28 protein-coding genes are annotated in these 24,998 nt (G+C 71.1%); 13 read left to right on the top strand and 15 right to left on the bottom strand.

The features are described from left to right. Positions 1-68 precede the first annotated feature (68 nt). Genes KSO98_RS08570 through thiC form a run of 7 tightly spaced genes read left to right on the top strand, consistent with a single transcriptional unit; the run spans position 69 to position 5,725 of the window. Positions 69-680 (top strand): thiamine phosphate synthase, encoded by a 612-nt coding sequence (locus KSO98_RS08570; RefSeq protein WP_225284849.1) that lies wholly within the window; start codon positions 69-71, stop codon positions 678-680. Continuing rightward, the gene (locus KSO98_RS08565) at positions 680-1,735 is read left to right on the top strand and encodes an FAD-dependent oxidoreductase (protein WP_225284848.1); all 1,056 of its coding nucleotides are present in this window, start codon (positions 680-682) and stop codon (positions 1,733-1,735) included. Before KSO98_RS08570 ends, KSO98_RS08565 begins: the two co-directional genes overlap by 1 nt. Beyond that, a complete protein-coding gene (gene thiS, locus KSO98_RS08560; RefSeq protein ID WP_225284847.1) occupies positions 1,732-1,932 on the top strand; it encodes a sulfur carrier protein ThiS in 201 nt (66 codons plus the stop codon). The genes KSO98_RS08565 and thiS overlap by 4 nt, the downstream gene beginning before the upstream one ends. Next, positions 1,925-2,707: a thiazole synthase gene (locus KSO98_RS08555; protein ID WP_225284846.1), complete on the top strand. Its 783-nt coding sequence runs from the start codon at positions 1,925-1,927 to the stop codon at positions 2,705-2,707. Before thiS ends, KSO98_RS08555 begins: the two co-directional genes overlap by 8 nt. Next, positions 2,704-3,345: a thiamine phosphate synthase gene (locus KSO98_RS18830; RefSeq protein WP_225284845.1), complete on the top strand. Its 642-nt coding sequence runs from the start codon at positions 2,704-2,706 to the stop codon at positions 3,343-3,345. Before KSO98_RS08555 ends, KSO98_RS18830 begins: the two co-directional genes overlap by 4 nt. Beyond that, on the top strand, positions 3,342-4,037 hold the full coding sequence (locus tag KSO98_RS08545; protein ID WP_225284844.1) for a bifunctional hydroxymethylpyrimidine kinase/phosphomethylpyrimidine kinase: 696 nt from the start codon (positions 3,342-3,344) through the stop codon (positions 4,035-4,037). The genes KSO98_RS18830 and KSO98_RS08545 overlap by 4 nt, the downstream gene beginning before the upstream one ends. Continuing rightward, positions 4,034-5,725, top strand: a complete 1,692-nt coding sequence (gene thiC, locus KSO98_RS08540; protein WP_225284841.1) for a phosphomethylpyrimidine synthase ThiC — start codon at positions 4,034-4,036, stop codon at positions 5,723-5,725. The genes KSO98_RS08545 and thiC overlap by 4 nt, the downstream gene beginning before the upstream one ends. Before the next feature lie 28 nt (positions 5,726-5,753). Here thiC and KSO98_RS08535 read toward each other — a convergent pair whose 3' ends face one another. From KSO98_RS08535 to KSO98_RS08520, 4 genes are read right to left on the bottom strand one after another with little or no spacing between them, the layout of a single operon-like run. Beyond that, positions 5,754-6,974: an ABC transporter ATP-binding protein gene (locus KSO98_RS08535; RefSeq protein WP_225284840.1), complete on the bottom strand. Its 1,221-nt coding sequence runs from the start codon at positions 6,972-6,974 to the stop codon at positions 5,754-5,756. Positions 6,975-6,978: 4 nt separating this feature from the next. Beyond that, a complete protein-coding gene (locus KSO98_RS08530) occupies positions 6,979-7,812 on the bottom strand; it encodes a carbohydrate ABC transporter permease (RefSeq protein ID WP_225284839.1) in 834 nt (277 codons plus the stop codon). An 11-nt stretch (positions 7,813-7,823) separates the two neighbouring features. After that, positions 7,824-8,774, bottom strand: coding sequence for a carbohydrate ABC transporter permease (locus KSO98_RS08525; protein ID WP_225284838.1), 951 nt, complete (start codon positions 8,772-8,774; stop codon positions 7,824-7,826). Beyond that, positions 8,771-10,069 carry an extracellular solute-binding protein gene (locus KSO98_RS08520; RefSeq protein ID WP_225284834.1) on the bottom strand — a complete coding sequence of 433 codons (1,299 nt, stop codon included), beginning with the start codon at positions 10,067-10,069 and terminating at the stop codon, positions 8,771-8,773. The genes KSO98_RS08525 and KSO98_RS08520 overlap by 4 nt, the downstream gene beginning before the upstream one ends. Before the next feature lie 227 nt (positions 10,070-10,296). Here KSO98_RS08520 and KSO98_RS08515 point away from each other — a divergent pair, with 227 nt between their 5' ends. Further along, positions 10,297-11,376 (top strand): ABC transporter ATP-binding protein, encoded by a 1,080-nt coding sequence (locus KSO98_RS08515; RefSeq protein ID WP_225284833.1) that lies wholly within the window; start codon positions 10,297-10,299, stop codon positions 11,374-11,376. A gap of 79 nt (positions 11,377-11,455) precedes the next feature. Here the strand turns inward: KSO98_RS08515 and KSO98_RS08510 are convergent, their stop codons facing one another. From KSO98_RS08510 to KSO98_RS08500, 3 genes are all read right to left on the bottom strand, one after another. Then, positions 11,456-12,352 carry an alpha/beta fold hydrolase gene (locus tag KSO98_RS08510; RefSeq protein WP_225284831.1) on the bottom strand — a complete coding sequence of 299 codons (897 nt, stop codon included), beginning with the start codon at positions 12,350-12,352 and terminating at the stop codon, positions 11,456-11,458. A gap of 4 nt (positions 12,353-12,356) precedes the next feature. Further along, positions 12,357-13,394, bottom strand: a complete 1,038-nt coding sequence (gene glpX / locus KSO98_RS08505) for a class II fructose-bisphosphatase (RefSeq protein ID WP_225284829.1) — start codon at positions 13,392-13,394, stop codon at positions 12,357-12,359. Between the two features lie 94 nt (positions 13,395-13,488). Then, complete coding sequence (locus tag KSO98_RS08500) at positions 13,489-14,742, bottom strand: SLC13 family permease (RefSeq protein ID WP_225284828.1); 1,254 nt, start codon at positions 14,740-14,742, stop codon at positions 13,489-13,491. A 75-nt stretch (positions 14,743-14,817) separates the two neighbouring features. Between KSO98_RS08500 and KSO98_RS08495 the strand changes: the two genes are divergently transcribed. Next, positions 14,818-15,393, top strand: coding sequence for a DUF4245 domain-containing protein (locus tag KSO98_RS08495; RefSeq protein ID WP_225284827.1), 576 nt, complete (start codon positions 14,818-14,820; stop codon positions 15,391-15,393). Here the strand turns inward: KSO98_RS08495 and KSO98_RS08490 are convergent. Beyond that, positions 15,384-15,608: an exodeoxyribonuclease VII small subunit gene (locus KSO98_RS08490; protein WP_225284825.1), complete on the bottom strand. Its 225-nt coding sequence runs from the start codon at positions 15,606-15,608 to the stop codon at positions 15,384-15,386. The genes KSO98_RS08495 and KSO98_RS08490 overlap by 10 nt on opposite strands. Continuing rightward, positions 15,589-16,833, bottom strand: a complete 1,245-nt coding sequence (xseA, locus tag KSO98_RS08485; protein ID WP_225284823.1) for an exodeoxyribonuclease VII large subunit — start codon at positions 16,831-16,833, stop codon at positions 15,589-15,591. Before xseA ends, KSO98_RS08490 begins: the two co-directional genes overlap by 20 nt. A gap of 58 nt (positions 16,834-16,891) precedes the next feature. Between xseA and KSO98_RS08480 the strand changes: the two genes are divergently transcribed. Both KSO98_RS08480 and KSO98_RS08475 read left to right on the top strand, forming a co-directional pair. Beyond that, positions 16,892-17,884 carry a 4-hydroxy-3-methylbut-2-enyl diphosphate reductase gene (locus KSO98_RS08480; protein WP_225284819.1) on the top strand — a complete coding sequence of 331 codons (993 nt, stop codon included), beginning with the start codon at positions 16,892-16,894 and terminating at the stop codon, positions 17,882-17,884. After that, complete coding sequence (locus KSO98_RS08475) at positions 17,884-18,507, top strand: L-threonylcarbamoyladenylate synthase (protein ID WP_225284818.1); 624 nt, start codon at positions 17,884-17,886, stop codon at positions 18,505-18,507. Before KSO98_RS08480 ends, KSO98_RS08475 begins: the two co-directional genes overlap by 1 nt. Here KSO98_RS08475 and KSO98_RS08470 read toward each other — a convergent pair. The 4 genes from KSO98_RS08470 to KSO98_RS08455 form a co-directional block, all read right to left on the bottom strand. After that, positions 18,434-18,910, bottom strand: a complete 477-nt coding sequence (locus KSO98_RS08470) for a DUF6542 domain-containing protein (protein ID WP_225284817.1) — start codon at positions 18,908-18,910, stop codon at positions 18,434-18,436. The two genes, KSO98_RS08475 and KSO98_RS08470, sit on opposite strands and share 74 nt — an antisense overlap. 83 nt (positions 18,911-18,993) lie before the next feature. Then, the gene (locus KSO98_RS08465; RefSeq protein ID WP_225284816.1) at positions 18,994-20,022 is read right to left on the bottom strand and encodes a DNA recombination protein RmuC; all 1,029 of its coding nucleotides are present in this window, start codon (positions 20,020-20,022) and stop codon (positions 18,994-18,996) included. A gap of 36 nt (positions 20,023-20,058) precedes the next feature. Beyond that, complete coding sequence (locus tag KSO98_RS08460) at positions 20,059-20,847, bottom strand: exodeoxyribonuclease III (RefSeq protein ID WP_225284815.1); 789 nt, start codon at positions 20,845-20,847, stop codon at positions 20,059-20,061. Between the two features lie 9 nt (positions 20,848-20,856). After that, a complete protein-coding gene (locus KSO98_RS08455; protein ID WP_225284807.1) occupies positions 20,857-21,495 on the bottom strand; it encodes a TetR/AcrR family transcriptional regulator in 639 nt (212 codons plus the stop codon). 76 nt (positions 21,496-21,571) lie between these two features. Between KSO98_RS08455 and KSO98_RS08450 the strand changes: the two genes are divergently transcribed. Both KSO98_RS08450 and KSO98_RS08445 read left to right on the top strand, forming a co-directional pair. Next, complete coding sequence (locus KSO98_RS08450) at positions 21,572-22,678, top strand: oxygenase MpaB family protein (protein WP_225284805.1); 1,107 nt, start codon at positions 21,572-21,574, stop codon at positions 22,676-22,678. Positions 22,679-22,746: 68 nt separating this feature from the next. Beyond that, positions 22,747-22,980: a hypothetical protein gene (locus tag KSO98_RS08445; protein WP_225284803.1), complete on the top strand. Its 234-nt coding sequence runs from the start codon at positions 22,747-22,749 to the stop codon at positions 22,978-22,980. Positions 22,981-22,987: 7 nt separating this feature from the next. Here KSO98_RS08445 and KSO98_RS08440 read toward each other — a convergent pair whose 3' ends face one another. Together KSO98_RS08440 and KSO98_RS08435 are read right to left on the bottom strand one after the other, a co-directional pair. Further along, positions 22,988-24,475 carry a PH domain-containing protein gene (locus KSO98_RS08440; RefSeq protein ID WP_225284798.1) on the bottom strand — a complete coding sequence of 496 codons (1,488 nt, stop codon included), beginning with the start codon at positions 24,473-24,475 and terminating at the stop codon, positions 22,988-22,990. After that, complete coding sequence (locus tag KSO98_RS08435) at positions 24,472-24,984, bottom strand: PH domain-containing protein (protein WP_225284796.1); 513 nt, start codon at positions 24,982-24,984, stop codon at positions 24,472-24,474. The genes KSO98_RS08440 and KSO98_RS08435 overlap by 4 nt, the downstream gene beginning before the upstream one ends. Positions 24,985-24,998: the final 14 nt, after the last annotated feature.

The following is a 24,998-nucleotide window of genomic DNA, read 5'->3' as shown; positions in this document are numbered from 1 at the left end:
AGCTGGAGCCGCTCCGACCGTCGAACCTGATCCGGGTCATGCCGGCGCAGGAAGCGAAGGAGCGCCCCATGGGTCTCGTTTTCCCCTCCCACGTGCTGCCACGTGTCTTCTGCCTGGTCTCGGCCGGCGACGATCTGACGCTGCTGCCGGCTCTCGCCGCGGCCGGGATCACCGGCTTCCAGGTCCGCGACAAGGTCGCTGCGACGCGCGCGCTGATCGACCTGACCCGGCACGTCCGGGAGCTCGTCGGCGATGCCTGCGTGATCGTCGACGACCGCGTCGACGTCGCCCTGGCCGCCGGCGCGGACGGTGTCCATCTGGGCGCTGACGACCTGCCGATCGAGGTGGCCCGCCGACTCGGTCCCGGCCTCGTCATCGGGGCGACCTGCCGCTCTCGTACGGACATCGTGGCGGCTCGGGCAGCGGGCGCGGACTACGCGGGCTTCGGCCCGATCCGGGCCACCGGGTCCAAGGCCGGGCTGCCCGAGCCCCTCGGGGCCGGCGCGATCCGTGCGGTCGCCGACGCCGGCCTGCCGGTGATCGCGATCGGCGGCATCGACGCCGCCACCGCCGCGGCAGCAGGTGAGGCGGGCGCCCACGGCGTGGCCGTCATCGGGGCGATCTGGCGAGATCCGGATCCGGTCCAGGCAGCGAAGGAGCTCGTCGCGGCGGTCGGCTGATGACGCGCCTCATCCGGGTGCTCGGCGCCGGCATCGTCGGCCTCGCGGTGGCCGAGGAGCTGCTGCGCCGCGGCCGCCGCGTCGAGGTCGTCGACCCGACACCGGGCTCGGGCGCCTCGCACGCCGCCGCCGGGATGCTCTCGCCGGCTGGCGAGCTGTGGCACGGCGAGGCCGCCGTGCACACTGTCGGCCGTGCGTCGGCCGCGCTCTGGCCGGCCTATGCCCACCGGCTCGGCGTGCCGCTGCACACCGGTGGGACGCTGCTGGCCGCGGCCGACCACGGTGACCTGCAGCTCCTCGACCGGCAGGTCGCGCTGATCCGGGCCGCCGGCGACCGGATCGTCGAGCTGGGTCGCCGCGAGCTGCTCGCGGACGAGCCGCGGCTCGGCCGGATCGTCGGTGGTGCGCTGCTGCCGCAGGACCACAGCGTCGACCCTCGAGCCGTCGTGGGAGCCCTGCTGACGCGCGTCCCGGTGCTGGCCACCCCGAGCGGGGAGACCGCCGCGGTCACCGTCGTGGCGGCCGGCGCCACGCTGCCCGCGCCGTACTCCCGACTCGTCCGAGGTGTGCGCGGCGAGATCCTGCGCCTGCGCGTCGCGGCCGGCGACCTGCCCGAGCGGACACTGCGCGCGTGGGTGCACGGCGAGCAGGTGTACGTCGTCCCGCGCGCCGCGGTGGGGGGCCACGGCGAGGTCGTCATCGGTGCGACCCAGGACGAGCGCGGCGGCGCCCCGGTGCCGAGCGTCGAGGGCGTCTGGCGCCTGCTCGACGCGGCCCGCCGGCTCCTCCCGGGCCTCGACCGTGCCGAGCTGGTCGAGGCCACCGCCCGAGACCGCCCGGGCACCCGCGACAACCTGCCGCTCGTCGGGCCGACCCATGATCCCGCGGTCGTGCTCGCAGCCGGCCACTTCCGGCACGGCGTGCTGCTCGCGCCGCTCACCGCCCGGCTGATCGCCGACCACCTCGACCACGGCCGCCTCGAGCCCACGCTCGACCCGCGCCGGCTGTTGCCCGTCCCCGTCCCCGTGCCCGATCTCTCGGAAGGAACCCGATGACCATCACTCTCAACGGCGAGCAGGTGCCCCTCGAGGGCGCGCTGATGCTCGCCGACCTGATCAGCCAGCGGTACGGCGAGCCGCGCGGCGTCGCCGTCGCCGTCGACGAGGCCGTGGTCCCGCGCGGATCCTGGCTCTCGTACGCGCTCGTCCCCGGCCAGCGGGTCGAGGTCGTGACGGCGGTGCAGGGTGGCTGACGAGGCTCTCGTGATCGCCGGGCGCACGCTCTCGTCCCGGCTGCTGCTCGGCACCGGCGGGCTGCCGTCCCTGGCGCTGCTGCCGCAGGTGCTCGCGGCCGCCGCGCCCGGGATGGTCACCGTCTCGGTGCGGCGCACCTCCTCCCAGGCCGAGGGCGGGCTGCTCGACCTGCTCAGCGCCGCCGGGGTGCCGATCCTGCCCAACACCGCGGGCTGCACGTCGGCGCGCGAGGCGGTGCTCACCGCCGAGCTGGCCCGCGAGGCACTGCAGACCGAGTGGGTGAAGCTCGAGGTGATCGGCGACGAGACGTCGCTGCTGCCGGACGCGATCGAGCTGCTGGAGGCGGCCGAGCAGCTCGTGCGCCGCGGCTTCGTCGTGCTGCCGTACGCCACCGACGACCCGGTCCTGGCCCGTCGTCTCGAGGACGTCGGCTGTGCGGCGGTGATGCCGCTGGGGTCGCCCATCGGCTCGGGCCTCGGCCTGCTCAACCCCCACGCGATCGAGGCGGTGGTGGCGGCGGTCTCCGTGCCGGTCGTGCTCGATGCCGGCGTCGGCACCGCGTCGGACGCGGTCCTCGCGATGGAGCGCGGCTGCTCCGCGGTGCTCGCGGCGACCGCCATCACCCGCGCCGACGACCCGGTCGCGATGGCGGCCGCGCTGCGCCTCGGCGTCGAGGCAGGCACCCTCGCCCGCAGCGCCGGGCGGATCCCGCGGCGCGTGATCGCGCGGGCGTCGAGCCCGATGGCCGGGCTGATCGGAGCGGAGGCGTCGTGACCCGGCCCTCGCGCACCGCCGACCCGGCCCTCGCGCACCGTCGAGTCGGCCCTCCGGCACCGCCGGCAGCGAGCCTTCCGCGTCTGATCCTGCTCACCGACCGCTCGCAGCTCCGGCTCGGCCGCGCCCTGGTCCGCACCGTGGCCGAGTGCGTCGAGGCCGGCCTGACCCACGTGGTCCTGCGCGAGCTCGACCTGCCGCACCCGCACCGCGCGGCGCTGGCCTCCGAGCTGGCGGCCGTCGGCGCGACCGTCATCGCGGCCCACACCCCGCTGCCGGCCTGCGCGGGGCTGCACCTGCCGGCGGCCGGGGGAGCGCGGACGGTGCGTCCGGCAGGACTCGCCGGTCGCAGCTGCCACTCCCGCGCCCAGGTCACCGCCGCCGCGGCGGCCGGGTTCGACTACGCCACCCTCGGGCCGTATGCGGCCACCGCCTCCAAGCCCGGCTACGGTCCCGCGCTCGCGCACGACGACTACGCCCGACACCTGATCGCGGTCTACGCGCTCGGCGGCATCGACGCCCACAACGCCGCCGCCGCGTGCGCCGCCGGTGCGTACGGCGTCGCGGTGATGGGCGCGGTCATGCGTGCCGCCGATCCGGCGGCCGTGGTCCGCGACCTCCTCGAGACGGTCGGATGAGCACGCCGCCCGTGGTGCTCAGCATCGCTGCCACCGACCCGGGCGGCGGCGCGGGGCTCGCCGCCGACCTCGCCACCCTCGCCGCGCTCGGCGTGCACGGCGCCTGCGTCGTCACCGCGGTCACCGCGCAGGACACCACCGGCGTGCACGCGATCCACCCGGTCCCGCTCGACGTGGTGGCCGCCCAGCTCGACGCCGTGCTCGACGACCTGCCGGTCGCGGTCGTCAAGACCGGCGTGCTCGGGTCGGCAGAGGTCGTACGCCTGGTCGCCCGGCGCTGCGCACACCTGCCGATCGTGGTCGACCCGGTGCTGCGCGCCACCACCGGTGCCGCCTTCGCCGACGACGCCGTGGTCGCCGCCTACCGCGACCACCTCCTCCCGGTCGCCACGGTCGTCACGCCCAACGCCGACGAGTACGAGGCGCTCGGCCGACCCGACCACCCCGGCCTCGTCCTCACCCGGGGCGCCACCACCCCGCACCGCGTCGAGACCACCAACGACCACGGGACCGGCTGCACCCACGCCAGTGCGCTGGCCGCGCACCTGGCCCACGGCCGCCCCATCGAGGAGGCGGCCGCCGTCGCCGACGCCTTCGTCGCTCACCAGCTGCGCTGCAGCGCCCCCTGGGAGCTCGGCCGCGGCCGGGGCCCGATCGCTCACACCATCCCCACCTCACAGGAGATCCCATGACGACCAGCACCAGCAACGAGGTCCACCCCGCCCACACGCGCGTCCTGACCGGGGAGCTCGGCGTCCCGGTCACCCGCGTCGCACTCACCAACGGCGAGACCTTCGACCGCTACACGACCGCCGGTCCCGGCTCGGAGCCCGAGCTCGGCCTGCTGCCGCTGCGCGCCGGCTGGATCGACGAGCGTGCCGACACCGAGTCGTACGAGGGCCGTACGGTTCAGCTCGTCGACAACGGCAAGGCGGCGCTGCGAACGGGCGTCCACCGCGAGCAGTGGCAGGGCGAGCGCCCCGCGCCCCGCCGGGCGAGGCCCGGCGCCACCGTCACCCAGATGCACTACGCCCGTCGCGGCGTCATCACCCCGGAGATGCGCTACGTCGCCGAGCGTGAGCGTTGCGACGTCGACCTGGTGCGCAGCGAGCTCGCCGCCGGCCGCGCGATCATCCCGCTCAACGTCAACCACCCCGAGGTCGAGCCGATGATCATCGGGCGGCGGTTCCTGGTGAAGATCAACGCCAACATCGGCAACTCGGCGGTCACGTCCTCCATCGCTGAGGAGGTCGACAAGCTGACCCACGCCGTCACGTGGGGCGCCGACACCGTGATGGATCTGAGCACCGGCGACGACATCCACACCACCCGCGAGTGGATCATCCGCAACAGCCCGGTCCCGATCGGCACGGTGCCGATCTACCAGGCCCTGGAGAAGGTCGACGGTGAGGCCGACAAGCTCACCTGGGAGATCTTCCGCGACACCGTGATCGAGCAGGCCGAGCAGGGCGTGGACTACATGACCATCCACGCCGGCGTGCTGCTGCGCTACGTCCCGCTCACCGCCGACCGCGTCACCGGGATCGTGTCGCGCGGCGGCTCGATCATGGCCGGCTGGTGCCTGGCGCACCACGAGGAGAACTTCCTCTACACCCACTTCGACGAGCTCTGCGAGATCTTCGCGCAGTACGACGTCGCGTTCAGCCTCGGCGACGGGCTGCGTCCCGGCGCCACCGCCGACGCGAACGACGAGGCCCAGCTCTCCGAGCTGCGCACGCTCGCCGAGCTGACCGAGCGCGCCTGGACGTACGACGTCCAGGTCATGGTCGAGGGGCCGGGCCACGTCCCGCTCAACCTCGTCGAGGAGAACGTCGTCCTGCAGCAGGACTGGTGCCACGGGGCGCCGTTCTACACGCTCGGCCCGCTCGTCACCGACATCGCGCCCGGGTACGACCACATCACCTCCGCGATCGGGGCCGCCACGATCGCGATGCACGGCACCGCGATGCTCTGCTACGTCACGCCGAAGGAGCACCTCGGCCTGCCGAACCGCGACGACGTGAAGACCGGTGTCATCACCTACAAGCTCTCCGCGCACGCCGCCGACGTGGCGAAGGGCCACCCGCACGCCCGGGAGTGGGACGACGCGCTGTCGAAGGCGCGCTTCGAGTTCCGCTGGCGCGACCAGTTCGCGCTCTCGCTCGACCCGGTGACGGCTGAGGCCTTCCACGACGAGACGCTGCCGGCGGAGAACGCCAAGACGGCCCACTTCTGCTCGATGTGCGGCCCGAAGTTCTGCTCCATGCGGATCAGCCAGGACGTACGCGACCGGTTCGGCGCGGAGGCGGGCATGGCGCAGAAGTCGGCGGAGTTCGTCGAGCTCGGCTCGAACGTGTACGTCGAGCCCGCCCGCGGCTGAGCCGGGGTGCCGGCGGTCGGGTGGCGGCTCAGCCGTCCGCGGCCGCCGGCATGGCGTCGTGCAGCGCCGGGATGCGTCCGGCCTGCTCGAGATCGACGGTGAGGTTCTCCGACGTCGCCGGGTCGAAGAGGTGCACCTTGGCGGCGTCCATCCAGATCTTGATCCGGTCGCCGGCCTGGACCGCGCTGCCGCCGTCGAGGGTGATGACCAGCTGGGTGCGGACGGTCTCGCCGTCGAGCTCCTGCTCCAGCTGCTCGAGCTGGCGCTGCACCTCCGGCGGCGCCTCGAAGGGGACGTAGGCGTAGGTCTCGTTGCCGAGCCACTCGACCACGTCGATGGTCGCCTCGAAGGTGTTCGCCTCGGAGACGTCGCGGGCGTTCGCAGCGCCGGCCTCGGCGAAGCTCTCCGGCCGAACGCCGGCGATCAGCAGGCCCTTCCCGGCTGCCTTGCGCGCCTTCTCCGCAGGGATCTCGACCTCGCCGAAGGGCAGCTTGAGAGTGGTGCCCTCGACGGTCGCGGGCATGAAGTTCATCGGGGGAGAGCCGATGAAGCCGGCGACGAAGAGGTTGGCCGGGTTGTCGTAGAGCTCGCGCGGCGTGGCGAGCTGCTGGAGGATGCCCCGCTTGAGCACGGCGACCCGGTGACCCAGCGTCATCGCCTCGATCTGGTCGTGGGTGACGTAGACCGTGGTGATGCCGAGTCGCTTCTGGAGCCGGGAGATCTCGGTGCGCATCTGGCCACGCAGCTTGGCGTCCAGGTTCGACAGCGGCTCGTCGAAGAGGAACGCGTCCGCGTCGCGGACGATCGCACGCCCCATCGCGACGCGCTGGCGCTGGCCGCCCGACAGGTTGGCCGGCTTGCGCTCGAGGTGCTCGTTGAGCTCGAGCGTCTCGGCGGCGGCGCGGACCTTCTCGTCGACCTCCTTGTCGGGGGCGCCCGCCAGGCGCAGCGGGAACGCGATGTTCTCGTAGACGCTCAGGTGCGGGTATAGGGCGTAGTTCTGGAAGACCATCGCCAGCTTCCGGTCGCGAGGTGCGAGGTCGTTGACGCGTTTGTCGCCGATCAGCATGTCGCCGGAGGTGATGTCCTCCAGGCCGACGATCATCCGCAGCAGGGTCGACTTCCCACACCCCGACGGGCCGACGAGGATCATGAACTCGCCGTCGGCGACGTCGATGGTGACGTCGTTGACCGCGGGGAAGCCGTCGCCGTACTGCTTGACGATGTTCTTCATGGTGATGGAGGCCATGGCTTCATCCCTTCACTGCGCCGGAGGTCAGACCGGCGACGATGCGGCGCTGGAACAGCAGGACGATGACGATCACCGGGATGGTCACGATGACCGACGCGGTGGCGAGCTGGGTGTACGGCGGGTTGAACGGATCGGGCCCCACGAAGAACGACATCTGGGCCGGGACGGTGCGCGACCCGGTCGTCGAGGTCAGCGAGATCGCGAGCACGAACTCGTTCCACGCGAAGAAGAAGGTGAGGATCGCCGCGGTGAAGACGCCCGGCGCGGCGAGCGGGACGATCACCTTGCGGAAGGCCTGCCAGGAGGTGGCGCCGTCGACCTGGGCCGCCTGCTCCATCTCCCAGGGGATCTCCCGGAAGAACGCCGCCAGGGTCCAGATCGCGAGCGGCAGCGTGAAGGTCATGTAGGGGATGATCAGACCGGGCCAGGTGTTGAACAGGTGGAACGTGCGCCACATGTCGAACAACGGGCCGACCAGCGAGACCACCGGGAACATCGCGATCGCCAGCGCCATCGAGAGCACCAGCCGCTTGCCGCGGAACTCCAGACGGGCGATGGCGTAGGCGGCCAGCGTCGCGAAGATCACCGACAGGAACGTCGCGATGATCGCGATGCCGAACGAGTTGATCAGCGCCCGCATGAAGTCGTGCCCGGCGGGGTCGTTCCAGTTGAGCAGGACCTTGTAGTTGGCCCACGTCGGGTCCTTCGGCAGGAACTGCGGGCTGCCCACCGTCGTCTCGTTGAGCGACTTGAACGACAGCGACACGATCCACGCGACCGGCAGCAGACACCAGACCAGGATCACCGCGAAGCCGGTCCAGTGCAGAGCACCCATCCGCTGACGCATCAGCCCTCCCCCCTCGCCTGGGCCAGATCCACCCTGAAGAGCCTGACGATGAGGAAGGCGAGCAGCAGGACGGTGAGGAACAGCAGCACCGAGAGAGCCGATCCCATCCCGAGCTGGAACTGCTCGATGACCTGGCGATAGGTCAGGAACGACGACGACTCGGTGTTCTGCGCTCCCTTCGTCATCACGTAGATGTTGTCGAAGATGCGGAACGCGTCGAGCGCGCGGAACAGCACCGCCACCATGATCGCCGCCCGCATGTTCGGCAGGATCACCTTGAAGAGGCGCTGCCACCAGGTGGCCCCGTCGACCTGGGCGGCCTCCAGCATGTCCTCGCTGACCTGGGCCAGGCCGGCCAGCAGCAGCAGCGACATGAACGGCGTCGTCTTCCAGATCTCCGAGACCATGATCGCGAACATCGCCGGCCAGTGCGCCCCGTACCAGTTGGTGTCCGCGCTGATCCACGGCAGCCAGTCGAACCAGCTGTTGACCCAGCCGTTGTTGATGCTGAAGGTGAACTGCCAGGCGAAGGCCGAGACGACCGTGATGATGCCGTAGGGGATGAGGATCGAGGTCCGCATCACGCCGCGCGCGAAGATGATCCGGTGCATGACCATCGCGAAGACGAAGCCGACGACGAGCTCGACCGCCACGGTCACGACCATGATGATCACGGTGTTGAGGGTGACCCGCCAGAACAGGCCGTCGCCCAGGACCGTGAGGTAGTTGCGGAACCAGACGAACTGCCGGTCGTCCGGCGTCGTCAGGCGGTAGCGGAACAGTGACAGGTAGAGGGCCCGCACCATGGGCCACGCCGTGACGATGAGCATGAGGATCACCGCAGGGGCGATGAGGCGCTGGCCCAGCCGGTTCTCGGCGATGCTCCGGTCGCTGACCGGCGACCGCTTGCTCGCGGCGCTCGACGCCGCGGGAGTCGTCAGCGTCGTCATAGCAGCCTCTTTCCGTGCAGGACCTCGTCGATGAACGACGCCGAGCTCTTCGGTGTGCTCTCGCCGACCGACGCCGGCGGGTGCCACGTGCTCTGGATCGCGCTGGAGATGTCGCTCCAGTACGGCGTCACCGACCGCGGCGCAGCCGCCTCGACGCTGTCCTGGAAGAGCTTGAGCAGGTCGGCGGGGTAGCTCTTGGCGAGTGCCGGGTAGGCGTAGCCGTCCGCGCTGGAGGGCATGTTGCCCGTCATGTCGGCGTTGACGCCCTGGTTCTTGGGGTTGGTAATGCAGGCCGCAGCCTTCATCGCCTCGTCGATGTGGCCGGAGTACTTGCTGACGCCGATGCCGATGCCGCCGTACGGCGGACGCGCGTCCTTGCCCGCAACCGTCTGGGGATACATCGTGTAGCCGATGTCCTTGGCGACGTCCGGCGAGGTCGCGTCGTAGTTGTGGAAGATGTAGGTCCAGTTGACGAGGAACGAGCCGCTGGGCCCGCCGAAGGTGGCGCCAGCGGTGCCCTCGTTCGACACCGAGAGGTCGGGCGGCGCGGCGGGGGAGTGCGCGAGCTTGCTGATGACCGCCGCAGCCGCCTTGCCCGCGTCGGAGTCGATCGTGATGGTCGCGTCGACGCCCTTCTGCGCGTCCTGGATGATCGACCCGCCGGCGCCCGAGATCAGGGCGTTGATCCACACCACGTAGCCCTCGTACTTGTTGGCCTGCACGCCGATGCGCCCGCCGTTCTTCGCGGCCGCGTCGATGATCTGGTCCCAGGTGACCGGCTTGGTCATGTCGATGCCGGCCTTCTGGGCGAAGGACTTGCGGTACCAGAGCACCTGCGTGTTCGACCAGAAGGGGAAGGCCACGACCTTGCCGTCCCAGGTCGCCGCGTCGACCGCGCCGCCGAACGCCTTCGGCGGACCGTCGGTGGGACCACCGCCGTTCTTGATCGCGTCCTGCAGGTCCTGGGGGATCGGGGCGAGGAAGCCGGCGTTCGCGAACTCCGCGGTGTAGGGCGGGTCGATGCTCATGAGGTCGATGCCGCTGTCATGGGCGGCGAGGCGCCTGGCCAGCTGGATGCGCTGCTGGCTGGCGTCCTGGGGCAGCACCTGCGTCGAGATGTCGTACGTGTCGGTGCTGCAGTTCTTGGCGACCGCCGCCTGGCCGCCGCTGTCCGGGTTGATGTACCAGGTCAGCTGGACCCGGCCATCCGAGGAGCCGCAGGCTGCCAACGTGGTGGAGACCAGCATCGCGGCCGCGACGGCGGCGAGCGCTTTCCCTCGTCGAGATCGCTTCACCGGCACCGCCTTACCGAGAACGGAGGATGTTACCTATGACACAGGTGTAGCCCTGTGTGAGGACCGCCGTCCAGAGCCAATTGCGAATCTTGGCGAGTGGAGGGCGATCCGCCAGGTGGGTGGGCAGGCGTTGGAACGATCAAGTAGAGTGACCCCGGTCACCCGAGTGGGTGGCACTTCACTAAGGATCGTCCGGCACGTACCTGCCGGTGAAGGAGAGATTCAACATGGCTTCGGTGACCTTCAAGAAGGCCCAGCGCTGGTACCCCGGTACCGACACCCCCGCCGTCCCGGGTATCGACCTGGAGATCAAGGACGGCGAGTTCATGGTTCTCGTCGGCCCGTCCGGCTGCGGCAAGTCCACGACCCTGCGCATGCTCGCGGGTCTGGAGGAGGTGACCAACGGCCAGATCCTGATCGGCGACCGTGACGTCACCAACATGCCGCCCAAGGACCGCGACATCGCGATGGTCTTCCAGAACTACGCGCTCTACCCGCACATGTCGGTCGCCGAGAACATGGCGTTCTCGCTCAAGATGGCCAAGGTCGACAAGGCCGAGCAGAAGCGCCGCGTCGACGAGGCTGCCCGCATCCTCGGCCTGACCGAGTACCTCGACCGCAAGCCGAAGGCCCTCTCCGGTGGTCAGCGCCAGCGTGTCGCCATGGGTCGCGCGATCGTCCGCCAGCCGCAGGTCTTCTGCATGGACGAGCCGCTGTCGAACCTCGACGCCAAGATGCGTGTCCAGACCCGTACGGACATCGCCAAGCTCCAGGCCGACCTCGGTGTCACCACCGTCTACGTGACCCACGACCAGGTCGAGGCCATGACCATGGGCGACCGCGTCGCCGTCATGAACAAGGGTGAGCTCCAGCAGGTCGACACCCCGCTGAACCTCTACAGCCGCCCGGTCAACCTCTTCGTGGCCGGCTTCATCGGCTCCCCGCAGATGAACCTCATCGAGGCCAAGGCCGACAACGGCACCGCCAAGATCGGCTCGTACAACGTCCCCGTCGACCCGGCCGCGTCCAAGAAGATGCAGGGCAACATCACCGTCGGCGTCCGCCCGGAGGCCTGGCGCCTCGTCGGCGCCGGTGAGGGCCTGCCGGTCCAGGTCACGGTCGTCGAGGAGCTCGGCTCCGACTCGTTCGTCTACGGCTCCTGCGACGTCGAGGGCACCCCGTCCTCGATCATCGTTCGCGTCGGCCGCAGCGAGAAGGTCGGCAAGGGCGACATCATCTATGTCACCACTGACCCGTCGGACATCCACGTCTTCGACACCGAGAGCGGCCTGCGCCTCTCGGAGTGACCCTCTCCGAGTGACCTCGTCACGACGCAGAACGGCGCCGCCCCCTCGTGGGTCGGCGCCGTTCCGCCATTTCCTGGGCTCAGTGACGGGCGCGCTCGGCCGTCTGGCGGATGACGTCGACGTACGTCGGCCACAGCTCGCGGGGCAGGTCGTGTCCCATGCCCTCGATGAGCCGCAGCTCCGCATCCGGGATCGCGCGGGCGGTGGCACGTCCGCCGGAGACGTGCACCATCCGGTCGGCCGTGCCGTGAACCACGGCGGTCGGCGCCGTGACCCGGGAGAGCGCGCGGGCGCGGTTGGGCTGCGTGAGCACCGCCATGGTCTGGCGTCCGACGCCGGCGGCGGAGACGCCGTGCTCCCAGGACGCCTCGGCGGTCGCGCGCAGGTCCTCGACCGGGATGCGGTAGCCGGGGGATCCGATCAGCTGCCACATGGCCACGCTGCGCTGCACGTACCCCTCGCGATCGGCGGCCGCAGGACGCAGCATCATCGGCAGCACGACCGGGTGCTGCCAGCCGACGCGCCGCCCGCCGGTCGTCGACATGATCGAGACCAGGGAAGCGACCCGGGTGGGGTGCTCGACGGCCATCGTCTGGGCGATCATGCCGCCCATGGAGACCCCGCAGACGTGCGCGCGCTCGATGCCGAGCACGTCGAGCAGGCCCACCGCGTCGACGGTCATGTCGGAGATCCAGTAGACCGCGCGCGTCGGCAGGCCCGCGAAGGCGCGGGTCATCATCTGGATGGTGGTGCGGCCGGACAGCTTCGAGGAGCGACCGACGTCGCGGTTGTCGAAGCGGATGACGTGGAACCCGGCGGCGGCCAACTCCTCGCACAGCGCGTCGTGCCACCACACCATCGAGCAGCTCAGGCCCATGACGAGCAACAGCGGCTCGTCGGCGGGGTCGCCGAAGGTCTGGTAGCACAGCTCGATCCCGCTGGGCAGGGTGGCGAGCCGCAGCTCGGAGACGGTCACGGGATCAGTCGTCGAAGTTGATCGCGGAGTAGGCCTGCAGCTTGGAGAGCTGGTGCTCGGAGGTGATCTTGCGGATCGTGCCCGAGCGTGAGCGCATCACCAGCGAGTCGGTGATGACGCTGCCGCGCGACAGATAGCGGACACCGTGCATCAGGTCGCCGTCGGTGATGCCGGTGGCGACGAAGAAGCAGTCGTCAGCGGTCACCAGGTCGTTGGTGTGCAGCACGAAGTCAGGGTCGAGGTTGTGGCCGGCGTCGAGGGCCTTCTGGCGCTCGTCGTCGTCCTTGGGCCACAACCGTCCCTGGATGGTGCCGCCCATCGCCTTCATCGCGCAGGCCGCGACGATGCCCTCCGGGGTGCCGCCGATGCCGAGCAGCAGGTCGGCGCCCGAGTCGTGGGTGCGAGCCGCCGAGATGGCGCCCGCGACGTCGCCGTCGGTGATGAACTTGATCCGGGCACCGGTCTTGCGGATCTCCTCGACCAGCGACGCATGGCGGGGGCGGTCCAGGACGATCACGGTCACGTCGGAGGGCTTGGAGCCCTTGGTCTTGGCGACGCGGTGGATGTTCTCGGCGGCCGGGAGCCGGATATCGACGACGTCGGCGGCCTCGGGGCCGGTGATCAGCTTCTCCATGTAGAAGACGGCCGACGGGTCGTACATGGTGCCGCGCGGGGCGACCGCCATCACCGAGACCGCGTTGCCCATGCCCTTGGCGGTGAGGGTGGTGCCGTCGATCGGATCGACGGCGACGTCGACCTCGGGGCCGGTGCCGTCACCGACGCGCTCGCCGTTGTAGAGCATCGGGGCGTTGTCCTTCTCGCCCTCGCCGATCACCACGGTGCCGTCCATCGAGACGGTGGAGATGAGCACCCGCATCGCGTTGACCGCGACCGCGTCGGCGCCGTTCTTGTCGCCGCGACCGACCCAGCGCGCGGCGGCCATCGCGGCTGCCTCGGTGACGCGCACCAGCTCGAGAGCGAGGTTGCGATCCGGAGCCTGCGGCGCGGCATCCAGGGATTCAGGGCGCTGGGAGTCGGTCATGGGGCCGACTGTAACCGCAGGTGAAGGGGTCATTCTCCGCTTGAACGATCCAGAGGAGGAGACATTTCGCGCAATTTACGAGGTCGTCACCTGATCAGCTCGTCAGAGCGAGCGCGGCGGTCGCTGCGAGGAGGGCTGCCGGGGTGAGGGTGAGGGACACGAGGTGGAAGCGGCCGTTGCGGGGCACGATCTCGGCCCGCGCGAGCGTCCGGCGCCAGAGCAGGTTGGCGAGGCTCCCGGTCCAGGTCAGGCCGGCGCCGATGGTCAGACCGAGCAGCGCGGCGAGGATCGCGGTGTCACCCAGCGGCACCAGCGCGGGGACGATCAGCAGGGTTGCGGAGAGGTTGGCCAGCAACGCGGCCGCCACGGTCGCGATCACCGCGATGAGCAGGAGACTCCCGAAGCCGGTGCCGCCCGGGAGGAGGCGCGCCACCAGGTCACCGAGGAAGTCGTCGGCCAACCCCGCCACGGTCACGCCGAGCGCCAGCACCCACAGCGCGAACGAGGGATGTGCCGCCCGTAGCGCATCGGTCGGGCCGACCACGCCGCGCGGCGCCGCCCACACGAGCAGAAGCACAGCAGCCCCGGCGGCCGGAACCCACGGCTCCACGCCGAGCGGGCTCAGCACGCCGAACGCCACCAGCATCACCAGGACCACGACCGCCGGGACCTGCCACTCGCCGCGGGGCGGCGCCTGTCCCGCGGCGTGCGCCGGCACGGGGGCCGCGCCGACGTCAGGAACCAGGTCGCGGCGGAAGATGATCCGCAGCCCCACGTACTCGACCACCAGCACGACGAGCAGCGGCAACGCCATCCGCAGCGCGAACCCGCCGAACGTCAGATGCAGGTAGGGCATCGCCAGCAGGTTGGTGAGGTTGGCGACCGGGAGCAGCAGCGAGCCGGAGTTCGCCAGCCGAAGACAGGCGTACGCGCCGGGGGAGCCGGACGCGCCGAACCCCTGGGCCGCACGGACCACGACCGGGGTGAGGAGCACGACGGTCGCGTCGAGGCTCAGCACCGTGGTGACCAGGGCGGCCAGGACGAAGACGCCGAGGAAGAGCCGGTGCGGGTCGTGCCGGGAGTGATCGCGGACGAGGTCGGCGGCGGCCTCGAAGAGCCCGGCGCGTGCGCAGACCTCGGAGACGACAAGGATCGCGACCAGGAAGCCCACCACCGGGAGCAGGTCCTCGACCGCATCGGCGGCATCGCGCAGGGGGACACCGTCCCCGAACGCCTGGGCGCCGAGCATGGTCGCCGCGACGACGACGGCGACGACTGCCTCGGTCACGGGCCGCGGATGGCGGTGCGCCGTCACCAGCAGCACCAGCAGACAGACGACCCCGATCACCGCGCAAGATTAGGGCACTGCCGTCGGAGGCCGCCGTTTCGGCGCGGCCTGGGCGCACCTGAGACGATGGCCGGCGTGAGTGAGCAGGGCGCCCGTCGCTATCCCCGGACCTTCGCGGGGCTGATCGCCTCGATGATCGTGCTCGTCGTCGCGGTGGTCGGGTTCTGGGCGCTGAACAACGGCTTCCACAAGCACCCCGAGGGCGGTGCTGTCGCCGTCGACTACCGCAAGACGGTCGCCGAGCTGCAGAAGGCGGGCGCACCGCTGCCGGTCATCTACCCGACCGCCGTGCCCTCGGGCTGGACCGTGACCAGCGCCGACTACACGCCGCAGAGCGGTCTGGGCACCTCGCCGGCCTGGGGCCTCGGCGTGGTCACCGATCACGACACCTTCGTCGGGCTACGGCTCGAGGCGTCCTCGTTGAGCTCGCTGATCACGACGTACGTCGACAAGGACGCCGAGAAGGGCGCCGCGACGACGGTCGACACCGAGTTCGGGGACTCGTGGGCGACCTACACCGACCGCGGCGGCGACACCGGCTACGCCCTCACGGTCGGCGATGACGTGCTGCTGGTCTACGGCTCCGCCGACAAGGCCGACTTCACGACCTTCATGCGGTCGCTGACGTCGAAGAAGCTCGCTCAGTCCTGATCGACGGCGGCGGCCAGCCGCGCGCGGGCACCCTCGAGCCACTCCTGGCAGATGGTCGCCAGCCGCTCGCCGCGCTCCCACAGCGCCAGCGACTCCTCGAGCGTCGTGCCGCCGGTCTCGAGGCGGCGGACCACCTCGATCAGCTCCTCACGGGCTGCCTCGTAGGACAGCTCCGGCTGCTCGGCGGCGGGCGTGTCAGTCTTCTTCGTTGCCATCGCCTGGCATCTCCTCGATCTCGTCGGTGGTGGCGTGCAGGCGGCCGTCGGCCAGCCGGATGCTGAGCTTGTCGCCGGCGGCGCTGCCGGTGACGCTGGTCAGGACGTGCCCCTCCGCGCTCTGGACCACGGCGTAGCCGCGGCGCAGGGTCTCCAGCGGGCTGAGCGCCCGGGCGCGGGCGCGCTGGTGGCCGATGTCGTCGAAGGCGCGGTCGAGCCGGTGACCCAGGCTCCGCCGGCCGCGCTCGCGGAGCTGGGCGACCTCGTCGAGGCGTCCGCTGACCAGGCTGGACGGGTCCGCCAGGGCGGGGCGCGAGCGCAGCGAGTCGAGCAGGTTCTGCTCGCGCTGGATCCAGCCGGCGAGCGTGCGCCGCAATCGCTGCCGAGCGGTGTCGACCAGGCGCAGCTCCTCGGCCACGTCAGGCACGACCATCTTCGCCGCGTCGGTCGGCGTGGAGGCCCGTACGTCGGCCACCAGGTCGAGGAGCGGGGAGTCGGGCTCGTGGCCGATCGCCGAGACGACCGGGGTGCTGGCGGCGTGCACGGCGCGGATGAGCGCCTCGTCGGAGAAGGGGAGCAGGTCCTCCACCGAGCCGCCGCCGCGAGCGATCACGATGACGTCGACCTCCGGGTTGCGGTCGAGCCGCTGGAGGGCGCCGATCACCTCCTCGGCGGAGCGCGGGCCCTGCATCGCGGCGTACGCGACCTCGAAGGTGACCGCCGGCCAGCGGCGGCGCGCGTTCTCGAGGACGTCGCGCTCGGCAGCGGAGTTGGGCGCGGTGACCAGCCCGACGGTGCCGGGCAGGAACGGGAGGCGGCGCTTCAGGTCGGGGGAGAAGAGCCCCTCGGCCGCGAGCAGCTGACGGCGGCGCTCGAGGCGCGCGAGCAGCTCGCCGAGCCCGACCATCCGGATCTCGCGGATCGCCAGCGAGAGCGAGCCGCGGTTGGCGTAGTAGGAGGGCTTGCCGTGCACCACGACGCTCGCGCCCTCGACCAGCTGCGGGTTGAGGCCGTCGAACAGGGTGCGGCTGCACGTCGCCGGGATGGAGATGTCGGCGACCGTGTCGCGCAGGGTGAGGAAGACGGTCTGCATGCCCGGGCGGCGGTTGACCTGGGCGATCTGGCCCTCGACCCAGACCGCGCCGAGGCGGTCGATCCAGCCGGAGATCGCATTCGCGATCTGCCGCACCGGTGCCGGTGACTCCAGCGAGGTCTCCAGGGCCATGCGGGTGACCCTACTGGCGAGGTCCGACAGACTGCGGCGCGCCCGTAGACTCGGAGCCATGAGCATCGACCTCGGCACCCCGCGCGTCATCTCCGATCAGGAGAAGGCGGTCCTGCTCGCCTCGCCGCGCGGCTACTGCGCCGGGGTCGACCGCGCGGTCGTCACGGTCGAGCAGGCGCTGGAGCTGTACGGCGCCCCGATCTACGTCCGCAAGGAGATCGTGCACAACAAGCACGTCGTGGGCGACCTGCGCTCGCGCGGCGCGATCTTCGTCGAGGAGCTCGACGAGGTCCCCGCCGGCGCGACCGTCATCTTCTCCGCGCACGGCGTCTCGCCCGCGGTGCACGCCGACGCGCAGGTCCGTGGCCTCAAGACGATCGACGCGACCTGTCCGCTGGTCACCAAGGTCCACCTCGAGGCCAAGCGCTTCGCCGACCAGGACTTCGACATCCTGCTCATCGGCCACGCCGGTCACGAGGAGGTCGAGGGCACGATGGGCGAGGCCCCCGAGCACATCCAGCTCGTCGAGCATCCCTCCGACGTCGACAAGGTCGTCGTACGGGACCCGAAGAAGCTGGTCTGGCTCTCCCAGACGACGCTGTCGGTCGACGAGACCATGGAGACCGTCAACGCGCTCAAGGCGCGCTTCCCCGAGCTGCTCGACCCGCCGAGCGACGACATCTGCTACGCGACCCAGAACCGCCAGCTCGCCATCAAGGAGATCTCGGCGCCGTCCGACCTCGTGATCGTGGTCGGCTCGCGCAACTCCTCGAACACGATGCGCCTGGTCGACGTGGCGCTCGAGGCCGGCGCCGGTGCCGCGTACCGGGTCGACGATGCCTCGGAGATCGAGGAGTCGTGGCTGGAGGGCGTGGCCACGGTCTCGGTCACGAGCGGCGCGAGCGTGCCGGAGGAGCTCGTCGAGGCGGTCCTCGGCTGGCTCGCCGAGCGCGGCTACCCCGATGCCCGCACGGTCACCTCGGCCGAGGAGTCCCTCGTGTTCGCGCTCCCGGTGGAGCTGCGCAAGGCCCTGAAGGAGGCCGGTCGCTGATGGCCCGCTATCTCGACGTCCACCCGGACAACCCGCAGCCGCGCCTGATCGCGCAGATCGTCGAGGCGCTGCGCGACGACCAGCTGATCGCCTATCCGACCGACTCGGGCTACGCGCTCGGCGGACGGATCGGCAGCAAGGACATCAAGGAGCGGATCCTGACGATCCGCGACCTCGACGACCGGCACCACTTCACGCTGGTGTGCAAGGACTTCTCCCAGCTGGGCACGATGGTGCACGTCGACAACAGCGCCTTCCGTGCGATCCGCTCGGCGACACCCGGTCCGTTCACCTTCATCCTGCCGGCGACCCCGGAGGTCCCCCGGCGGCTGCTGCATCCGAAGAAGAAGACCGTCGGCGTGCGCATCCCCGACCACGTGGTGGTGCAGGCGATCCTGGAGGAGCTCGGCGAGCCGATCCTCACCTCGACGCTGATCCTGCCCGGCGAGACCGAGCCGCGCACCAGCGGCTGGGACGTCAAGGAGGAGCTCGATCACGTCGTCGACATCGTGGTGGAGGCCGGTGACACACCGGCCGAGCCGACCACGGTCATCGACTGGTCGGATACGGCTCCCGAGGTGTTGCGCGAGGGCGCGGGGGACGCGTCGCGCTTCCTGGGGTGAGCTGCTCGGTGTGGAGGATCCGGTTGCGCCGGATCGCCAGGCAGGCCAGCGCGGCCGCGTAGCCGAGCCCCAGGGCGACGGCGTGGCGACCCAGCGCCGAGATGACCGACTGCAGGAACCCGTCACCGGCCTCGCCGCCGAGACCGTCGCGGTTGCCGATCGCGAAGAGGACGAGCACGCCGAGCATCAGCAGCGGCGGCAGGACGCCGACCGCGAAGAAGTCGCGCGGGTGGACCAGCAGCGCGACGCCCGTGCAGATCATGACGAAGCACAGGTCGAAGAGCAGGCCGAGGTGGCTGCCGATGCCGCTCTCGACGACGGCGACGCTCAGTGCGAGCGCGACGGCGAGAGCCACGACGCGTGCGCCGGGCTCCGTCCCTTCGTCCCAGATCGTGTGGTTCATCGCCTCACTCCCTTGCTACCGCTCGCTCCCCGGCTTGTTCGCTCGGCCCACACGAGCAAGCTCGGCGGCCTCACTCACGGCGCCTACATGGCCACGTTAGGGTCGGTGTCCGCGTCGTCGGCGGCGGCGCGCCGCACCGCGTGGAGCTCGACGGGGCGCGGTGACGGCAGCGGCTCCTCGGTGACGCCCAGCTCGCCGAAGCGCCGGGCCGAGACCATCACCCGGCCCTCGAGGGAGCCGATCGCCTGGTTGTAGCGGGTGACGGTCGCGTTGAGGGAGCGGCCGACCGCGTCGAGGTGGCCGCTGAAGGTGGCCAGGCGGTGGTGCAGGTCGCGCCCCAGCTGGTGGATCTGGCGGGCCTCGTCGGCGAGGGTCTCCTGCGACCAGCCGTGGGCGACCGTGCGCAGCAGCGCGATCAGGGTGGTCGGGGTGGCGAGGACGACCTGCCGGGCCGCGGCGTACTCGATCAGCGCGCCGTCCGTCTCCAGCGCCGCCGCGAGGAAGGACTCGGCCGGGACGAAGAGCACCACGAACTCGGGGCTGTCGGGCAGGGAACGCCAGTAGGCCTTGGAGCCGAGCTGGTCGATGTGGGTGCGCAGCTGGTGGGCGTGGCGGTTGAAGTGGTGGATCCGCTCCGCCTCGTCCTCGGTGCTGGTCGCGTCGAGATGCGCGTCGAGGGGGACCTTCGCGTCGACCACGATCCTGCGCCCGCCGGCGAGGTGGACGACGAGGTCGGGACGCATCGCGCCGTCCTCGATGCGGACCTGCTCGGTGAAGTCGCATCGGTCGACCAGGCCGGCCAGCTCGACGGCCCGGCGCAGATGCAGCTCGCCCCACCGGCCACGGACCTGGGGTCGGCGCAGGGCCGTCGACAGCGTGCGGGTCTCCTTCTGCAGCTGATCGACCTGAGCGTGGAACCGGCCCTGCCACTGGGCCCGCTCACGGTCGAGGTGATGCATCTGGTCGCTGAGCCGGTCGAGGCTCTGCATCACCTCGGCCTGATCCAGCGCGCCCTCGAGCGCCGCCGGCCGTGACCGGATCCAGAAGACGCCGATCAGGGCACCGAGCGCGAGCCCGACCACCAGAGCGACGAAGAGCGCGAAGATCTCCATGCGGTCACCATGACAGCGACCCCTGACAGTTTCGGATCAGTCGGCGAGATCGACGATGACCGGGGCGTGGTCGGAGGGGGCGCCCGTGCCCTGGGCGGGGTCGCGCTCGTCGAGGTCGATGAACGCGCCGGTGACCCGCTCCGCGAACGAGGGGGACCCGAGCACGAAGTCGATCCGCAGGCCGCGGTTGCGCTCGAAGCGCTGGCGGTAGTAGTCGAAGTACGTGTAGACGTCCGGTCCGGGCGCGTACGGGCGGACGACGTCCTTGAAGTCCTTCTCGATCGCGAAGAACGCCTCGCGCTCGGCGGGCGTCAGGTGGGTCGAGTTGCGGAACTGCGACGGGTCGAAGCAGTCCTCGTCGTAGGGGCAGACGTTCCAGTCGCCCACGAGTGCCGTCGGCTCGTCGAGCCACGCCTGCGACGCCTCGCGCAGCCGCGCCAGCCAGTCCAGCTTGTAGACGTAGTGCGGGTCGTCGGGCTTGCGCCCGTTCGGGACGTAGAGCGAGGCGATCCGCACGCCGCCGCAGACGGCGGAGATCGCGCGTGCCTCGGCAGCGATCGGGTCGCCGTACCCGGGCATGCCCTCGAAGCCGACCCGGACGTCCTCGAGACCGACCCGCGAGAAGATCGCGACGCCGTTCCACTGCGAGAAGCCGGCTGCGGCCGTCTCGTAGCCACGCAGCTCGAGCTCCATCGTGGGGATCTGCTCGACCTTGGCCTTGGTCTCCTGGACCGCGAGCACGTCGATCTCGTGCCGGTCGAGGAGGGCGTGGACCCGGTCGATGCGGGTGCGGATGGAGTTGACGTTCCAGGTGGCGATGCGCACCCGGGGAGCCTATTCGGTCCGATGCGGGAGTGCGGAGGCGAGCATGACCTGCAGCGCCGTGATGAGCCGCTCCTTGGGGTAGCGCTCCGGCTGCTCGAGCACCAGCCGGCCGAACTCCTGGGCCGTCGAGAGCGTCAGCCGGGCGAGCACGTCCGGGTCCACGTCAGGCCCCCCGCGCAGCTCGATCCCGGTCGCGAGACCGGTGGTGAGGTAGCCGTGGATCAGCTCGATGGTCGCCGCGATCCGCTCGCGCACCACCCGCGGCGCGTCGTGGGTGACGCCGAGGACCGGCTTCCACACCTGCGGGTGCTCGACGACCTGGTCGATGAGGGCGCCGCAGGCGTTGAGGATCCACGCGTCCACGTCGCGCGGGTCGCCGCTGACGGTGAGGACGTGCATCGCCTGGTCGAGCGCGGCGTTGCGGGTCCGGTCGAGGAGCGCGTTGTGGAGCGCATCGATGTTCTCGTACGCGGCGTAGAAGACAGGGCGGGTCACGTCCGCCTCGGCCGCGATGGCCTCGACGGTGAGGCCGCGGTAGCCGTCGCGGTCGAGCACGGCGAGTGCGGCGTCGAGCAGCTGCTCGCGACGCGCGGCGACAGGCATCCGCGTCGCGTAGCGCCGTTTCGGCGACTTCTTCGCTCCGACCACGTGACAACAATATGACACGACTGTAGATTCAGCCAGGCGGGACACCTTGTCCGCGATAGATCGAAGGGGAGTGACGATGCTCGGCATCACGAAGTCGTTGAAGGCCATGCAGGCGGAGTACGAGCCGCAGACGGATTACGGGTTCCTCGGCCCGAAGTCGGTCTCGTGGAAGGTCTGGGCGCACCCGACCTCGTACGTCCTGGGCTTCGTGCGGGCGGTGACGATCGAGCACTTCGACCCCAACCTGGCCGCCGCCGTCGTGCAGTCCGGCGGTGTGAAGTACCGCCCCAGCACCCGGTACGGCCGCACCCTGCGCTACTTCGGGATGCAGATCTTCGGCGGCGCGGAGGCCACCTGCAAGGCCGCCGACGTGCTGGTGAAGGTGCACTCCAAGGCCATCGGCCACGACCCGGTCACCGGCGGCGAGTACGACGCCAACATGCCCTCCTCGCAGCTGTGGATCCACGTCACCGCGTGGCACTCGATCATCAAGTGCTACGAGATGTTCGGCCCCGGCAGGCTCACGCCGGAGGAGGAGGACCGGTACTGGCAGGAGTGCCGCGAGATCGCGAAGCTCCAGACCATCGACCCGGACACGGTGCCGACGAGCCGCGAGCAGGTCCACCGGTTCTTCGAGGACTGGCGCCCGCGGCTGGCCGCCTCCGAGGCCGCGCAGGACATGATCAGGTTCATCCTGCCCGTCGACGTCGCCCTGCCCGTCGACATGCCGGCCTGGCAGCGTCTGGCGCTCAAGCCGGTCACCGACCTCTACCGCCGCGCGGTCATCGCCACCTACCCGAAGTACATGCGCGACCTGGCCGGCCTGCGCCAGAGCGCCGCGGTCGACGCCGCGGTGGTGGCGCCGATGAAGGCGCTCAACGCGCTGCTCAACTCCAACCTGCAGCTCCGCCTCGCGATGATGACCTGGCTCTCGCCGCAGGCCGTCCCGGTCGCCGCGCCGGCGATCCTCGGCATCCCGCCGAAGAGCAGCAAGGTCTGGGGCGTACGGGAGGCCCAGGCGCACTTCGGCTTCGACGCCCCGGCCGAGGCGCATGCCGGCTTCCGCGCCAAGCAGCGGGACCGGGTCTTCACCCAGGGCCTCACGCCGCTCGAGGACGGTCTCGAGGAGTCGCAGAAGTACATCGGTGCGATGGACGTGCACCACCCGGAGAAGGTCGGCTGAGCCTCTTCTCACACCTGCCACGGGCGGCGGTCGCGTTTCTGCGGCCGCCGTCCCGGCTACTTCTGGGCATGGGAACCGGCATCGTCCTGATCATCGTCGGCGCGATCTTCACCTTCGCGCTGCGCACCGACGGCTCGTGGATGAACACGCGCGTCCTCGGGCTCATCCTGATGCTCGGCGGCCTCGCCTTCATCGCGCGGGCGCGGGTACGCCGCCGCGCGGTGGTCGTCCGCGATGTCGAGGACGGCGCCGAGGGTCACCACGTGCTGGAGCACGAGGTCATCGAGGACCGGATCGACTAACCCGACCTCACTGCAGGAACTCCGCCGCCATCGCCGGGGTGGCCCGCCCGACGAGCGCGATCGCCTCGTCGAGCGGTACGTCGGGGACGACGACCCGCTCGGAGCCGGCGGCGGTGGTCGCGGTCAGCTGGGCCAGCCCGAGACGCCGGTCGAAGAGCGACTGGTGGATCCGCCAGCCGATGATGCCGTCGAGCTCGAGCGCGGTGCGTGCTGCGGTCGTGGTGCCGGTGCCGCTGATGAGGTAGCGCTCGGTGAGCGCGTGGCCGAGGCGGTGATAGCGCAGCTCGGCGAGGACGAACGCGATCGGCAGCCCGATGACGAGCACGCCGAGCGGCAGCCAGCCGGTCACCGCGTCGAGGCGCCAGGCCGCGATCGCCGCACCGGTGGTCCCGTAGAGGACGGCGCGCAGGTTGCGCAGATGGGCGCGGCGGCGGGCGTTCCAGCCGTGGGGGACGGTCGGTGCGGTGACCGCAGCCGCCTCGCCGAGCACGTCGGCGGCGGTGGCGTCCACGACGGCGCGCGGTGCCGACGGCAGCAGATGGGTCTCGTTGCGCTCGAGGCCGATGGTGAGCACGCACAGCTCGGCGCCGCCGGCGAGCCCGACCAGGGCACGGCGGCGTACGACCGTCCCGCGGATCTTCGCCTCCTCGATGGTGGTCGCGCGCTGGGTGAGCAGGCCGTACACGCGGCGCAGCGTCGGGCCCTCCTTGCCCTGCTCGCGGGTCACGCTCAGCCCGAACCAGCGCACCAGATAGCCGACGCACGCGACCGGCACCCATAGGACCAGCCCGCCGACGACGACCAGGGCGAGGACGAGCGGGATGTCGGTGTCGCGCAGCCAGTGCCAGGCGGCCTCGATCCGCTCGCCCTCGAAGAGCGTGTCGAACTGGCTGGCCAGCGCACCGATCGCGCCGAGCACGACGGCGAGGTTGGCGATGTTCAGCGGCGCGAAGCGGACCCACGACCAGTCGAGTCCGACGATGGCGGGCGGTGCCGGGGGAGGGGGCACGTACCCCGCCGAGCCCTGGGGCGCGGGTGAGACGTCGTGCTCGCCGTGCAGGAGCGCGGCGCGCAGCCGCTCGGCGGCCTGCACGCCGAGCGAGTCGAGGGACAGCCCGCCCTCGTCGACGCCGGTGCCGACCGAGACCTTGGTGACCCCGAGGACACGGTGGAAGACGTCGGCCTCCAGGTCGACGCTGCGCACCCGGTCGAGGCGCGCGGTCACGGTCTGGCGGTTGAGCAGGCCGCGACGGATCTCCAGGTGGGTCGGCGTGACCCGGTAGGTGGTGGTCGCCCACGGGATCGCGCCCGCGACGACCACGCCGACGAGCATGATCGGGATCGCGTACCCGAAGCCGATCGCCTGGCCGAAGCCGATCACGCCGGCGAGCGCCGGGATCGCCGCCCGGACCGCGATCGAGAACGGCTGGGTGCCGAGCGTGCGCGGGTCGAGGCGCTGCCAGCCCTCCGGTGCCGCCGGTGACGGCGAGGTCACGTGGCGTCCCCGGCCGATGCCGAGGTGACGGCCACCAGGTGCGCGACGACCTCGGTGGCGACCGCGTCGTCGAGGCAGGCGATCGCGACGGTGCCGTGGCTCGAGGCGGTCTGGACGGTCACGGTGCGCAGCCCGAAGGCGCGCATCAGCGGCCCGACCGTGGAGTCGACGGTCTGGACGCGGGACAGCGGCACGATCTCGTCCGTACGGGAGATCCAGCCGTACCGCACGTGCACCGCGATCTCGGTGACCTCCCAGCGGTGCACGCGGAACCGGATGGCCGGGACGACGGTCAGGGCCGCGATCGGGGCGAGCACGAGCACCGCGGCGGCGATCCAGAGCAGCGGGGTCCACCAGCCGTGCGTCGCCGCGACGGCCACCACGACCGCGACGGCGGCGAGGGCCCACGCGACCGCGGCGCCGACGGCGGCCTGCACACGCCAGTACGCAGGCGCGCGCACGGAGACACGGCGGGCCGGCTCCCGCAGGGCGAGGGGTCGCTGAGTCACGTTCCCGAGCCTCC

This window comes from Nocardioides nematodiphilus, assembly GCF_020216525.1.
GTDB lineage: Bacteria > Actinomycetota > Actinomycetes > Propionibacteriales > Nocardioidaceae > Nocardioides > Nocardioides nematodiphilus.
This window is presented reverse-complemented; position numbering and strand designations above follow the sequence as displayed.